Here is a 14,224-nt window from a genome sequence, read left to right as displayed (position 1 = left end):
TTGCCATAATTCCAAATAATTAAGATTCATTTCAGGTTTATATGAGAAGAATATAAAAAAGGATCGCAGGTTTTGTACAAACCATGAAACAAATATGATAAGATATCAAAGGTTGTCATTTCATGTTTCATCGGTTATCGGCGCAATTTCTCGAAGAGGGGATAGAGCTATGAAGATTAAGAAGAAGAAGGACATATTTTTTGAAACACTGGAGAGCATGGCAGATACGGTTGTTCAGGCGGCAGATTATTTCTCCCAGCATGTTTCCAACCTTCAGGATGTAACTCTTTTTGCTAATGAAATGAAGAAGTACGAGTCTCAGTGTGATGACTACGTGCACACGATCATTACAGAACTCAACAAAACATTTATCACGCCGATCGAACGCGATGATATTATGGAACTGACAACGACTCTTGATGACGTATTGGACGGAATCGAAGCAACGGCTTCCCGTTTCTATATGTACCAATTGGTTGAACCGGACGAATATATCGTTCAATTTGCAGAGATTTTGCGCGAATCGGCTTACGAAATTCAGAAGGCGATTCATTTACTGTCCCAGAAAAAATTGCTGGCGATTCGTGAATATACGATTCGTTTGAATGATTTGGAAAACCAAGGCGACGAAGTATTGCGTAACTGTATCAAGAATCTCTTCGCTACTGTGTCCGATCCGATTGAATTGATCAAGCGTAAAGAAATATACGAACGCCTTGAAACAACAACGGATGCTTGCGAGCATGTAGCGAACGTTCTTGAATCCATCATCATGCGTAATTCTTAAGGAGCCAGAGAATAATGGAAACAACGATTTGGGTATTAGGTATAGTCGTCTTCCTTGCACTGGCGTTTGACTTCATCAACGGGTTCCACGACACGGCTAATGCCATTGCAACATCGGTATCTACACGTGCACTAACGCCGCGCCGCGCGATTATTTTGGCGGCTGTGATGAACTTTGTCGGTGCGATGATGTTTACAGGTGTTGCAAAGACGATTGGGGGGAGTGTGACGGACCCCACCAAGTTGGATAACGGGATCGAGGTCGTCATCGTCACCTTGATTGCCGCGATTATCTGGAATTTGGTCACCTGGTGGTTTGGAATTCCTTCATCTTCTTCACATGCATTGATCGGAGCCCTCGCTGGTGCTGTGCTCGTTGGAGCCGGCTCGGACAAAGTGAAATGGACTGGATTCATCGATATCGTCGCAGGTTTGCTGTTATCACCTCTGATTGCTTTTGCAATAGGTTATATCGTGATGACGATTCTCAAATATGTGTTTGCTAAACGAAGTCCACACAATGTGAATAAAGGCTTTCGTACAGTACAGATTTTTACGGCTGCTCTGCAGGCATTCACTCATGGTACCAACGATGCGCAAAAAGCGATGGGGATTATCACTTTTGCACTTGTGGCAGCCAAGGTACAGGATCATCTGGAAGTACCGCTGTGGGTTAAAATTTCTGCAGCGACAGCAATGGCCCTGGGGACATCGGTTGGTGGATGGAAAATCATCAAAACGATGGGGACTAAAATTTTCAAAATCGAACCGATTAACGGTTTTGCGGCCGATTTATCTGCTGCTTCCGTTATTTTCTCAGCAACACTGCTGCACCTTCCGGTAAGTACGACACACGCAATTACATCCGCGATTCTGGGTGTAGGTTCAGCGAAACGATTCTCAGCTGTAAAATGGGGACTGGCTGGACGCATCATTATTACGTGGTTTATTACGATTCCTATTACGGGAGCACTTGCTGGTCTGCTGTACTGGATTATTTTTTAGACGGTTATCAACAGAAATGCTCGGCACGTCGATCGGATAACGAGATGGGGCGCGAACCTGTTTATAACGATGTGAATATCGGGATATGTGGATAATTATACAATGAGTTGAGGAAATGCCTGTGCACGAAGGTGTGGACAGGCTGGATATGTGGATAGCCATCCGTGGAATGATAAACCAAAAGAAACCTTCCTGTGGATACAGGGAACTGTGGATAGGGGAAATGAGAGAAGCCAACCGGGTTGGCTTTTTTTGTTGTTACATACGAACTGGCGTGTATGCTGTAAGTGAAAGGATCGGGAGTAACGCTGCATGAAGGAAGATGTGCTGCGTACGGCGTTGTATAATAATAAAGGAAGAACATCGACAAGAGACAAGGACGTGGTCTAATCCATGATTCGTACACTTGCAATTACACGGGATCATCAAGTCACCGTTAACATGCCGCTTGAGGAGCTGGATTTGAATGATTATGCCTGGGTGTGGGCAGATTTCAACCAGCCAACAGAGGAAGAAAGCCGGCTGCTGGATACATATTTTCATTTTCACCCGCTTGCCATTGAAGATTGTCTGCATGTCCTGCAGCGTCCCAAACTGGATTATTATGAGAATTTACAGTTCCTTGTATTACATGCGCTGAATCCGACTACGCTGGAGGCGGAGGAGGTAGATCTTTTCCTGGGGCCGAACTTTCTGGTGTCCTTTCATCATGGGAGACTGGAGGAGATCGATGAAGCCTGGGACCGACTGCTGAAACATGCCCATGAACGTACCATCTGGGCTAGAGGTCCGGTCGCGGCGGCGTATACCGTGATGGACAAACTGGTCGATCATTATTTTCCATCGCTGTTTGCTATTGAAGACGAGCTGGCTGAACTGGAGAACCGAGGAGGACAGGAGTCTGTGGAAGAGTTGATGAATCAGGTGTTTGACCTGCGCAGTCGACTGCTGAAGCTCAGACGCACTGTCGTTCCGATGCGTGATCTCCTCTATCGGGTGATTAATTCACAGCATGTACAGCGAACGGGGGAACATACCGCTTATTTTACGGATATTTATGATCATCTGCTCAAACTGACGGATATGATCGAAGCTGATCGGGAGATGACGGCGGACCTGCGCGATAGCTATATATCACTGAATTCGAATCGGATGAACCAGATTATGAAGACGCTGACCGTAATAACGACGGTATTTATGCCGCTGACTTTAATTGCGGGTATCTACGGAATGAACTTCGCTCATATGCCGGAGCTTCAATGGAAATATGGCTATGGTGCTGTGCTGCTGTTGATGTTTGTACTGGGCGGCTGCATGGTGGCTTGGTTTGTGAAGCGCGGCTGGTTTAAGTAGATAGGGATGGTTGATGAAATAATAGGCCGCTTGGCGAACTTTCGGGCAAACGATATCCATCTGCTCGAAGGAATGCTGCCTGGCGGCCTTTGGTGTCTGCTTATGATGAACTGTCCCTCTGAGCGGACGGACATCTCTTTGTTTCGTTTTTCTATCCACATGTGCATAAGTCATTCGCTCTTGTAAACTTGTGCACAGCTAATACAGAGTTAAATGACATCCAGGAATCAAAGCTTTAGCCTACCTCAAGTATGAACGAAACAGTTTCTGTCTCCTGTCCGTTGAGAACGATTGTAAGTGTATGCAGACCCGCGTAATATTTACGTGTCGTAATGAATTTGAATGATTGTTTTGTATTAATCACACTGCGGCCTTCACCATACATTTTGTCAGAGCATTTGAATCGTTTAGGTGCTTGTCTGCCGTTAGCTTTCATATAACCAATCTCATATTCAATCCTCAGCCTTTGCGAAGCGCCGCTTGTATTGACCACATCGAATGAAAAATAAAGATCCTCACCTGCAGCAATCTGATCCCGTTCAAGCTTCAGGTTTTCGATATGAACGGCCTCCTGCTTGTGGTAGCCGAACAGACTCAGGGCAGCGGGGTGTCCTTTTTTGAGCAGCGAACGGCTTGCATGGCGGATAATCCAATCGGTATGGGGATGCTTGCCGTGCCAAGACTGGGCTAAATCCAGTACAAGGTCAGGATGATCTTTGGAAATATCGTTCAGGTGATTCGCTACACTTTTTCGTACATAGAGGGACTCGTCCTGCCTGAGGGCATGCAGAATCGGGAGTACTGGTGTCGGATCATCGATAAATTCCCCAAGCTTGGCTCCCCATGGCAAACGGGGGCGGCTGCCTTCGCTGGCAAGCCTGCGAATATGCTCACTGCTGCTTTCGGTCCATGCCATCAACCGTTTCATCGTTTCAAGCGGATATCGCTGAATAAACGGACGCACCGCGAACTCGGAACTTGAATAAGGTGTAAATACCGCAAGATACTTCATGGACAGCTCGTATTGATCTGGTGCGAGTCCGTTCAATTCGACGAAGTCCGGCACAAAAAGATACTCAACCCCACGCAGCTGGGGAGCTGCCTGCTCAATAATATGTAATGCTTCTTCGTAATCGGTCGGCAGCACCTGGGTCAAAGCTTCCGTAATACGGCGAATCCTTGCTTTGAACTCCAGTGCCTCCCAGCCTTCAGCGAAAACCAACTCCCGAAATTGTCCACTCTGCAGCTGAGGATAAAATTGACGCAGCAGATCTCCCGTCCGATCAATGAGAGCCGGTGTGTACTTGTCTTTGAACAGTTCCATGGTCTGCCTCCTTATGTATATTCTCTAGTATACCTCATTTTCTAGATATAAGAACATAAGTTCCTAAATTTATGATTTTTATTTTCAGTAATGCGATCTGAAATAGGCTTATATTGCGGAGCAAAGGCAGAGACGGTTACTGTCTTAGAACCAAGTTAAGGCACCCACCTTCGTAGAGGGAGTGCCTGAATGGAGCTAGCTTTTGCGTCTTTTGGGACGCGGTTTGGCTGCTGCTGTTTTGCGGCGGGCCGGAGATGAGGTGCGTTTCCGCTGTGTACCTGTTGTTTTTTTACGGCGTTTACGTGGACGGGGCTTCGAGTATTCTTCGTAATCGGCGTCAGCCTCGCTGCTGCTGTTCTTATTTTTTCCAAAAGGCAGAATGCCCATCACGAGTTTCATCATCGGTGCCATCTGCTGGATGCCGCCTACGACTTTTTGCATTTTGGCAACGCCATTCATGATCCCGTCGATACCTCCGAAGCGGTCAATCATGCCTTTTAATTCACCCAGATTAGCGAGGGAAAAGCCTGAGCTGCCGGAAGAGGCGGGTGCCGGAGCTGGAACAACTGGAGCAGCCGGAGTGCCGCCTCCGTAGAAGCTGCCGCCGGATGTACCCTGCCCGTAAGGTACAAGACCGGATGCTTCGACTTCGGCGAAGCCCGGGTAATGCGGATCAACGCCGGGATACATAGGCTGAATCTGGGATTCATTCAAAGAGCGCGGGACGCTGCCATACGGTACATAGGCAGATGTGCGGGCCTGCCGCTGACCATGAGGAGCCGGACGCTGCCGTGTTCCTGGCTGACGATGGTAATAATGCTGTGGCATGAACGATCACGTTCCTTCTATTTGGATTCTGGAATTGCGTTCCACCATGGATTCAGAAATTACGTTCTTTTTTGAGAAATATTGGTCAAATAAAGCAGCAGTAAGCAGGGTGGAACTCCCTTTTGATATACTGTATGTCATTCGCGGAGACGCGGCGTAGGCGGGTGTCACGGAAAACGGGATATTTGCGGATTTGGGCGCAGGTCCTGCGTTAATGTTTAGAAGCTCTAATGAGGAAGAAAAATGAAAATCGGACACAATTTTGTAACAATTATATTGTGTAAAATCCTACGCGAATAATCGGAAATGTGTTCCTTATATGGCGAAAATACACGATATTCACAGTAAGTGTCCACCTGTAGAGGACAATAGTACTATTTGTAAGCGGTAACATGTGTTTTTGTTCTGTAGTGCGTGAAATCGTTAACGCTTGAAATACCAACTCAGGGTAGGTACAATGTAGGTACACAGTAACCGCTAGGGGATGATGATATAATGCAGCTGAAAAAGCTAAATGATAAAAGCATTGAACAATTATTTGAGGCTATCCTGACTCTGAAGGATATTGAAGAGTGTTACGTCTTTTTTGATGACCTCTGCACCGTGAACGAGATTCAATCCATGTCCCAGCGGCTGGAAGTGGCACGTATGCTTGGTAAAGGCAACACGTATAATCAGATTGAAGCAGAGACGGGCGCAAGCACGGCTACAATTTCGCGTGTGAAACGCTGCCTGAATTATGGTAATGACGGTTATAAAATGACGCTGGAACGCCTGGGGCGCTAGTTTATGAAGAAGCCGGGTGTTCTCATCATTAGTCACGGTTCTCAGGAGAAGACCTGGGTGGAATCCGTCGATGACGCGATTTCCCGGCTGCGTCTGCCTGAACCGTTACCTGTTGAAGCCGGATTTCTGGAATTGGTGGAGGGGCGCTTGATACAGGATGGTATTAACCGATTGGAAGCCCAAGGGGTAACTGATATTTTGGTTGTGCCTCTGTTTGTGTCCTCCGGCAGCACTCATGTGGATGAGATTGAATATGCGATCGGAGCCAAAGATGCTCCCGAACGTGAAACCGATCTTGAACCGTTTGAGGTTAAAGCTCGAATTCATTTCGGTTATCCGGTGGATAATGATCCTGATATTGCGGTGATGGTATGGGACAAGGTCCGAACGCTATCACAGCATCCGGAGAAGGAGACGATCTTACTCGTGGGACATGGAAGCGTCCATGATGGATTCCGTCAGCGCTGGGAAGCAGGTATTTCCTCTCTTGCCGAACGAGTGCAGCAGGTTAGCGGAGTCGCTCATACGGACTATGCGCTGCTGAACCCGGAAAGTGTATATGAGAAGGCAAAATACTGGAGTGAAGAGCGTGGAAGCCGTGTCATTGTGGCGCCGCTGTTTTTGAGTGCCGGTTATTTTACACAGCGCGTTATCCCAGGCCGGCTTAAGGATCTGGTGTATGCATACAGCGGGGAAACGCTGCTGCCTCATCCGCTTCTTGGGCAGTGGCTGGAGCGGCAGATCCACTTTTTGCTGGAGCAGTGTGGCAGCGGTGAAGATTAATCGCCGAATTTTAGCATCACGAAAAACCACGTCCAAGGACGTGGTTTTTTGGTGTAAGTGCCTATAGTTAAACGTGGGAATAATATAATCCTTAAAAGTAAGATCAGGAACCTGATAAGTGAAAAAACGTCTAACCGTTATCTAAACCAGGCTTTATTGAGGTTGTTCGCAAAGTTGTTATCGTTAAAAGGTACATTGGCACTGCCGAAGTCTGTTGTGTTCAGTGCATTACGTGCTGCTGGAGTCAGGTCGTCCCAACCGATCAGAGGTTGTGTTCCTCCGACAACGTTGGTTACACCAAGCTCATGGTTGAGCGGCCAGGTGCTGTTATATGAGATTTTCGGGTGATCACCCTGCATGTTACTGCTGCTTGGTGCCACTTTGGTGAACTGCCCATGACCTGAATAGGCGATTGAGAGTACTTTCGGATTGGCGACAGCCGGATTATCGACCCATACCACAATGCCTTCCCAGTCATGACGATGCCCAAGTCCTGGGGAAGGATTGTCTTTAGGGAAGTACCATGCGTACATGATCGCCCACACCCCATTGTGCCAAGCGGAGCGGGAGTAGACTTGGCCCAGGTTGGAGCTGCACCCACCATTGTGTGATCCGGACGTAGCCAAACCTGCACTGGTATTGCCCTGTGCATCAACGGCAGGGAAAGGCACGCATCCATGATAGACCTTGAGAAAAGGTTGAAAACGTTTGGCTGTGATCTGCATGGCTGTCACGGGGGTGACCTCCTGGAAACCGACCACCTGATCATGATTAATGACGGCAGCTTCTGCGGTGGTGCCCAGCGGTAGGCAGGCCAGCAGGGTAACCATAAGCAAGAGTACAAATTTTGTGGTTTTACGCATACTGTAATTCTCCTTTGCAAACGTAGTGGTGTGCGAGAGGTATGTATGGATTACATCTGTACTTCAATGGTACTGGAAAAATATTGGTTTTATTTATATTTTTATATTGAGATTTGTAAATTTGCAGTATATTTATGTCATAATATAGGAACGCCTTTGGTGAGAAAGAAGATTAATTCCTGTTCCAGCGGGCAGAATGGAAGATCAGCGGGTTATTTTTGCAGAAGCGAGAAGCTGGAATTCGTTTCAAGAAGTCATGGTTATGTTTATTGGGTAAGGGACTTTCGACAGTTATGATATATGCCAAAAATGGCGGGTGGATTAGGCTAGGACATCTTTACATTTGATGATATGATAGAAGCAATCGCCCTTGGAATGAGACGAAATTCCTCCGGCATAGAAATATATAGAACGAAATGTTTGGGCAGGATTAACGGAAGTTGTTAGAGATGTTAAATGATGCCCCTTTGTGGACTGATGCAGCGTAAGAAGATGAGGTCGTTCAGACTCATGGATAATGTGGAATAGGTGGCGTATCAGATGAAAAGAGCTCGATTGATATATAATCCGACTTCAGGCCGGGAAGAAATGAAGAAACGTCTGGCTGATATTTTGCAGCGTTTGGATCAAGGCGGCATCGAGGCTTCGTGTCACGCAACAACGGGAGAAGGCGATGCGACCCGGGAAGCGGAAATTGCGATTGAACGCGGATATGACATGATTCTTGCTGCTGGTGGCGACGGAACATTGTATGAGGTCATTAATGGTATGGCCGAGCGGGAGAACCGCCCTCCGCTGGGTGTATTCCCGCTGGGGACGACAAATGATTTTGCACGTGCGCTCGGGATTCCAAGACAATGGGAAGATTATGTGGATCTGGTCATTCAGCAGCAGACGCGGCCGCTTGACCTGGGCAAGGCGAATGACAGGTATTTTATCAACATCGCCGGCGGCGGATCGTTAACTGAACTGACCTATGAAGTACCGAGTCGTTTGAAAACGATGATTGGGCAGCTGGCCTATTATATGAAGGGTATTGAGAAAATGGCAAGCCTGTCTCCGCAGGAGTTAATCATTCGTGCGAATGGTCAGGAAGAAATTCATGATGAATTCATGCTGTTTCTTATTGCCAATACGAATTCTGTCGGCGGCTTCGAGAAGCTGGCTCCAGGGGCAACCATTGATGATGGATTGTTCGATGTAATCGGTGTGCGCAAATGCAACTTGGCTGATATGATCCGGCTTGTTACGCTGGCGCTGCGCGGAGAGCATCTGAATGACAAAAAGGTGGTTCATTTCCAGACGGACCACATGGAAGTCACTTCACCAGGTTATGTGCAGTTGAATCTGGACGGTGAACTGGGTGGTACGCTGCCGGCGGCGTTTACGAATCTAAAGCATCATCTGCAGCTGTTCCACCGATAAATTTTACGTTAAAATAACGTCTCTGAGATTCATTAGAATTTTGGAACGTTATTTTTGGCGTGAATCAGGTTCCTTGCTCGGAATTCACGATGAGCAGCCTCGATTCCGTTCAGAACAGCATTAGTAATAATTTTGGTAAAATCTTAATGAAACAAATACAGTCTAAAAAAAACAAACTGTACAAACCACTGCCCTTACAGGCAGTGTACTATATAAGAAAGAAGTGAATGTACGTTGTCTAATACGAACCGCAGCGGTCGTGGAAAAAACCGCCGGAATTCGGCTGCTCCACAAGGGAAAGGGAAGTCTTCATCGTCCCGTCAGCCAAGTCAATCAGCGCCAACTCGTCCATCTACACGCCAATCCGGAAGAGAGCTGCAGCCGCAAGGTGCATCAATTTCTGGTTTGCGTTCCAAAGGACGAGCGCGTGAATCTGCACACATTGAAGGACTGCCCGTAAGCAAAAATGAGGAAACCGTCATCGACATTATAGGTATGAATCATGACGGCGAGGGTGTAGGCCGCGCGAATGGATACACACTTTTTGTGCAGGGGGCCCTTCCGGGGGAAACTGTACGCGTGCGTGTAATGAAAACGAAGAAGCAGTATGGTTACGCCAAGCTGCTCGAGATCGTCAAGGCCAGTCCAGACCGCGTCTCCGCGCCATGTCCGATCTATGATCAATGTGGCGGCTGTCAGATTCAGCATATGAGCTACGCCGGGCAGCTTGCTTGGAAACGTCAGCTCGTGATCGATAATCTGCAGCGGATCGGGAAGCTGAATGTGCTGGTGGATAATGACGAGGCTCAGGCAGACCCATCGGAACAATCTCAATTCGACGAGCGAACAGATGAACAAACCAATGAGAGTCATCGGATTCGTCTGCGGCTTGAAGGTGTCATGGACGAAGAAGACACGAAGCATGCAATTCGCGTGCTGCCAACGATGGGCATGGACGAGCCGTGGCGTTATCGGAACAAGGCACAGGTGCCGATTGGTGTAACCGAAGGTGGTTTGGTGGGTGGTTTCTATGCCAAAGGGAGTCACCGGATTATCGACATGGAAACCTGCCTTATCCAGCATGAGCACAATGACGAAGTTGTAGCTAAGGTAAAGGAAATTGGCAGCCACTTCGGAATAAGTGCATACAACGAAGAAACAGGCCGCGGGCTGCTGCGTCATGTGGTCGTGAAGAAGGCGTTCCGTACAGGCGAGATGATGCTCGTCCTGGTGACGAATGGTCGGGACATTCCTCACAAAGACGAGTGGATTGGCAGTATCCGTGAAGCCATCCCACAAGTGGCGAGCATCTGTCAGAACGTGAACAAAAAGCAGACCAACGTCATTTTCGGTGATGAAACTCGTGTCCTATGGGGACGTGATGTCATTTATGATTTTATCGGAGATGTACAATTTGCGATCTCTCCGCGTTCGTTCTATCAGGTCAATCCGGTGCAGACCGAAGTACTGTATGGAAAAACCGTAGAATACGCTGGACTGAGCGGCAAAGAAACGGTTATCGATGCCTATTGCGGCATCGGAACGATCTCTCTTTTCCTCGCACAGCATGCGGATCAAGTGTATGGGGTAGAGATTGTGCCTGAAGCGATTGAGGATGCGCGCAGCAATGCGCTGCTGAACGAGATGCGCAACGTCAAGTTCGAAGTCGGCGCCTCCGAGGACGTGATTCCACGCTGGAAAGAACAAGGCATCGAAGCCGACGTCATCGTCGTCGATCCACCGCGCAAAGGCTGCGACCCGCGTTTGCTGGATACCATCCTGGAGATGAAGCCGGAACGCGTGGTCTATGTCAGCTGTAATCCAAGCACCCTGGCCCGTGACCTGCGTGTGCTGGAGGATGGCGGCTACCGCACCGTGGAGGTAACGCCAGTGGATATGTTCCCGCATACGGTGCATGTGGAATCGGTGGCGATGTTGGTGAGGAATGGTGTAACACCAAAATAAACCTCTGCTATCCATAATAAACCTGTGCTAAAAATCGAATAAAGACGTGATAAAAGCGGGGAGAGGAAGAATGGAGAAGGGGAAGAACCCAGATCCATCAAGCCTTTCCCCTGTTTTTCTATCAAGACATTATTCAGATTATAGTAGGAGAAAAACACGGTTTTTTAGCATGACTTTATTTATGAGGGCAACGGTGGAATGCGGGTTTGAGGGCTGTTATTTGGCAGGGGGTTATTCATACTGAACAAAGATACGTAGAAATCCTTTGTTTTCAACTCTTTACGCCGTTTACGATTTTTACGAAGGATGGCCCTGATTTCGGAAATAAAGTTCTAAAGGAAATAATTGAGGTTTTGGTCGTGCTGGACCTTGGTTTTGAGGTCGAGTGTGTAGACACGTCGGGGGATAGTAATAGCAGGCTGAGATAGTTAGATTATATTTTTAAGAGAGCGTTCTTTTTAGGATGCTCTTTTTTATGAATAGAGTAATCCAAATCAAATTTAAATAAAAGAAAAACCTCTTCTCAATCTAATTTTTAAGAATAAAAAATGATTTATTGACTTTTTTTATCATTGGGATATAAAATGATTGAAGTGAACAGTATTAAGAATTTATATTGAATTATATTCTTAAATTCGTTCTAAAATGAAGGAATGAGGTGTTTTCTTGTGAGTTATAAGCCTAATTTAATCTTGGATAATGGTGCGCATAAATGCTCAGTTACGGTAGACGGAAAGCAACAGAAAATAACAATTGCTCCCTTTGATGAAATGAGTATAACTCTAGCGAAAGAAATTATTAGGCAAGTTAGTGATATTATGAATGCCAAGTATAGCTTCATTCAAATTATAAAATTATTAGATGTCTCAGAGAACTTACCATATTTGTCTAGATATTCACAAAAAGCCTTACATATCACTTTAAAACTATTACATCAGGAAGAGTGGAGGGAATATGTTGGTTCAAATACTGTTGAAAAGATTAGTGGAAAAACAAAAAACTCTTTAGTTATATTAAATATTGGTTGTACATCTGCAGGGAAGACGCTAGGTAACTTACATGCTATCATTCCTCGAGGTTACATTAAGAAATTCATCCAATTAACAACAATTAAAGAGAGCACGAACTTTTCGATTGACAATTGTGTGAATCCTAATAATCGAGATATCCTGAATAAGGAGGAATTTGAAGTTGAGTTCACATTAAAAACATTTGATAAAGCGGAAGAGGATATAGTATCACTAGTTATTGAAGCCTTACAAGAAATTCTTGATACTATAAAATCTGAAGTTAAATCAAATGATAGTAGCGAAGTAATTTGGGATATTGCAATGGCTGCTGCATGTGAGAGACTAACAATTAATAAGGATAAAACATTTGATATTTCAAATTTAGTGGATTTTGATAATGAGAACATTGTTCTCGAAGCAATACTATTAAAAGGGATTAGGGAATACTCCACGAGGAGCATTTCATATAGAGATAAGCTCACAGATAATCAATTAAAACTGGATATCGTTCGAGATATTAAAGAGAATGTATTTAAAATTACTATTGATGATATAGCTTATATTATTTGCGAAACACAGGATTTTAAAAAACTTACCAAGCATATACATGATCAGGTTTATGATGCTATTAATAAATTTTCAGTTAAGTATGATGTTAGTATTAATTATGGTCAAACTATTTCTATAAAAAAGAGATTCGATGCAGTAGATACAAAGGATTTAATTAGTAATGTTTTTGGCGATAAAAAGCAGCGCAAGAACAATAATTTCTTTTCAATAGATGCTCTTATCTCAAAGGCAAAGTTATACTTCCGGAATAATGAAATTAATAATGGGGAGGAACTAACTGTTGTTGACGGGCTTGGTATTAACCAAGGTCAAATTCCAAAGGGGGAGGAAAAGAAGGTTGCTTATAATAGAGTACATGCTGCAATCCAGCAGTGCAATCCAGATGTAATTATTTATAATACTCGGTTAGATTCAAAAGATGACTATATTATTGATGTTATACAGGATCTGAATGATCAAGGATTCAAAAATAGGATATATGTTATCTATGGTAGAGTAGATATTGTTTTAGAGAATCACTGTGATGAGGATGGACTTGATATAGAGGATTTATCTGACACAGAACTTGCGAGTTTTGAAGATTATATAGAGAAGCAATATCTGAATAAAGAATTAATTTCATTAGGTAATCTTGAGAGAAGTAAAGTTTATTTGTGTGATAAGCCCTGCAAGTTATCAATTAAATACTCTAATGAGCAGTTTGAAAAATACACTCCAAAACGTATATTGACTAATATTTTGGAGATATATAGGGAAAATGAACGAACCGAGCTAATAAAATTGAATAAAGCTCGAATTGATCAAATTATTAGTACTCTAGATAATTACTCTGTTTTCAGTAATACCTATGCAATGTTTAAAGCAAGTATTGATGTAATGGTACCTATGCAATACTCTTTATTAAGATGGAATACACTGGAGTGTGGAGTCAGAAGTTTGTATTATGATGGGTTAGGATATGCTAGCTTGTATCCAAGCATTGTATTGAAAAATTGCTTTGCTAAGCAATTTAATCGTAAAGAAATACAGGCTGTGTTTGGTGATGATTATGATGATATTTTGAAGGCTTTATTAAATGATTGGACAAATCTAGCCCATTTGATAATTGTAACATTTTACAAATATGAATTTGCTCAATTACTAAATATGCGTTTTAATTATGAGCTACGGACAATGAAATCCATTACTCTAACGGATGAGAGAAAGCACATAGTAAGAAATATTCTCAATACTTGTGTGGAGAATGACGATTTAGATGGGCCTTCAGCATTTCGCAAGTTAACTCAGTATGTTCTTTCAGATATTATATATTAAGTCACTTGCCAGGTTGTACTGAATAAAGCGATTTAGCAGTTGAACAGTAAAGAGAGCATCCTTCGCCGGATGCTCTCTTTATTATATAGATAGATATCCTTTAAAAGCCGATTGCTCTGAGATTCAGCGCAGTCGGCTTTTTTACGTTGAAGGGAGGGAATGAAATATTTCTGATACCACACAGCCTGAACCGCATAGACTCAAGTTCATTT

Annotated in this window: 11 protein-coding genes; 8 read left to right on the top strand and 3 right to left on the bottom strand. The window is 44.6% G+C overall.

Annotated elements, in window-relative coordinates; all coding sequences use genetic code 11:
• Positions 1–169 precede the first annotated feature (169 nt).
• From ABXS70_RS22310 to corA, 3 genes are all read left to right on the top strand, one after another.
• Positions 170–787, top strand: a complete 618-nt coding sequence (locus ABXS70_RS22310; protein ID WP_342554203.1) for a DUF47 family protein — start codon at positions 170–172, stop codon at positions 785–787.
• A 14-nt stretch (positions 788–801) separates the two neighbouring features.
• Entirely contained in the window at positions 802–1,791 is a 990-nt protein-coding gene (locus ABXS70_RS22305; protein ID WP_342554204.1) for an inorganic phosphate transporter, read from the top strand.
• Positions 1,792–2,184: 393 nt separating this feature from the next.
• Positions 2,185–3,144: a magnesium/cobalt transporter CorA gene (corA, locus tag ABXS70_RS22300; RefSeq protein WP_342554205.1), complete on the top strand. Its 960-nt coding sequence runs from the start codon at positions 2,185–2,187 to the stop codon at positions 3,142–3,144.
• Between the two features lie 235 nt (positions 3,145–3,379).
• Here the strand turns inward: corA and ABXS70_RS22295 are convergent, their stop codons facing one another.
• Both ABXS70_RS22295 and ABXS70_RS22290 read right to left on the bottom strand, forming a co-directional pair.
• Positions 3,380–4,468, bottom strand: coding sequence for a DNA alkylation repair protein (locus ABXS70_RS22295; protein ID WP_342554206.1), 1,089 nt, complete (start codon positions 4,466–4,468; stop codon positions 3,380–3,382).
• A gap of 195 nt (positions 4,469–4,663) precedes the next feature.
• The gene (locus ABXS70_RS22290; protein WP_342554207.1) at positions 4,664–5,296 is read right to left on the bottom strand and encodes a tyrosine protein kinase; all 633 of its coding nucleotides are present in this window, start codon (positions 5,294–5,296) and stop codon (positions 4,664–4,666) included.
• Positions 5,297–5,791: 495 nt separating this feature from the next.
• On the opposite strand from ABXS70_RS22290, the gene ABXS70_RS22285 reads away from it, so the two are divergent.
• Together ABXS70_RS22285 and ABXS70_RS22280 are read left to right on the top strand one after the other, a co-directional pair.
• Positions 5,792–6,082, top strand: coding sequence for a YerC/YecD family TrpR-related protein (locus tag ABXS70_RS22285; protein WP_017690665.1), 291 nt, complete (start codon positions 5,792–5,794; stop codon positions 6,080–6,082).
• Between the two features lie 3 nt (positions 6,083–6,085).
• Positions 6,086–6,865, top strand: a complete 780-nt coding sequence (locus ABXS70_RS22280; protein WP_342554208.1) for a CbiX/SirB N-terminal domain-containing protein — start codon at positions 6,086–6,088, stop codon at positions 6,863–6,865.
• 137 nt (positions 6,866–7,002) lie between these two features.
• Here ABXS70_RS22280 and ABXS70_RS22275 read toward each other — a convergent pair whose 3' ends face one another.
• Complete coding sequence (locus tag ABXS70_RS22275; protein ID WP_366290945.1) at positions 7,003–7,728, bottom strand: NPP1 family protein; 726 nt, start codon at positions 7,726–7,728, stop codon at positions 7,003–7,005.
• A 540-nt stretch (positions 7,729–8,268) separates the two neighbouring features.
• On the opposite strand from ABXS70_RS22275, the gene ABXS70_RS22270 reads away from it, so the two are divergent.
• From ABXS70_RS22270 to ABXS70_RS22260, 3 genes are all read left to right on the top strand, one after another.
• On the top strand, positions 8,269–9,153 hold the full coding sequence (locus ABXS70_RS22270; RefSeq protein ID WP_342554209.1) for a diacylglycerol kinase: 885 nt from the start codon (positions 8,269–8,271) through the stop codon (positions 9,151–9,153).
• Positions 9,154–9,549: 396 nt separating this feature from the next.
• Positions 9,550–11,118 (top strand): 23S rRNA (uracil(1939)-C(5))-methyltransferase RlmD, encoded by a 1,569-nt coding sequence (gene rlmD / locus ABXS70_RS22265; RefSeq protein WP_366296735.1) that lies wholly within the window; start codon positions 9,550–9,552, stop codon positions 11,116–11,118.
• Between the two features lie 668 nt (positions 11,119–11,786).
• A complete protein-coding gene (locus ABXS70_RS22260; protein ID WP_366290942.1) occupies positions 11,787–14,012 on the top strand; it encodes a hypothetical protein in 2,226 nt (741 codons plus the stop codon).
• Positions 14,013–14,224: the final 212 nt, after the last annotated feature.

It is taken from the genome of Paenibacillus sp. AN1007 (assembly GCF_040702995.1).
GTDB lineage: Bacteria > Bacillota > Bacilli > Paenibacillales > Paenibacillaceae > Paenibacillus.
Note: the sequence above shows the minus strand (reverse complement) of the source record. Positions and strands in the feature narration are given on the sequence as shown.

Excerpts from the sequence above, each read along its gene's own strand:
- ABXS70_RS22310 (WP_342554203.1), top strand. The coding sequence starts at position 170 with ATGAAGATTAAGAAGAAGAAGGACATATTTTTTGAAACACTGGAGAGC.
- ABXS70_RS22305 (WP_342554204.1), top strand. The coding sequence starts at position 802 with ATGGAAACAACGATTTGGGTATTAGGTATAGTCGTCTTCCTTGCACTG.
- corA (WP_342554205.1), top strand. The coding sequence starts at position 2,185 with ATGATTCGTACACTTGCAATTACACGGGATCATCAAGTCACCGTTAAC.
- ABXS70_RS22295 (WP_342554206.1), bottom strand. The coding sequence starts at position 4,468 with ATGGAACTGTTCAAAGACAAGTACACACCGGCTCTCATTGATCGGACG.
- ABXS70_RS22290 (WP_342554207.1), bottom strand. The coding sequence starts at position 5,296 with ATGCCACAGCATTATTACCATCGTCAGCCAGGAACACGGCAGCGTCCG.
- ABXS70_RS22285 (WP_017690665.1), top strand. The coding sequence starts at position 5,792 with ATGCAGCTGAAAAAGCTAAATGATAAAAGCATTGAACAATTATTTGAG.
- ABXS70_RS22280 (WP_342554208.1), top strand. The coding sequence starts at position 6,086 with ATGAAGAAGCCGGGTGTTCTCATCATTAGTCACGGTTCTCAGGAGAAG.
- ABXS70_RS22275 (WP_366290945.1), bottom strand. The coding sequence starts at position 7,728 with ATGCGTAAAACCACAAAATTTGTACTCTTGCTTATGGTTACCCTGCTG.
- ABXS70_RS22270 (WP_342554209.1), top strand. The coding sequence starts at position 8,269 with ATGAAAAGAGCTCGATTGATATATAATCCGACTTCAGGCCGGGAAGAA.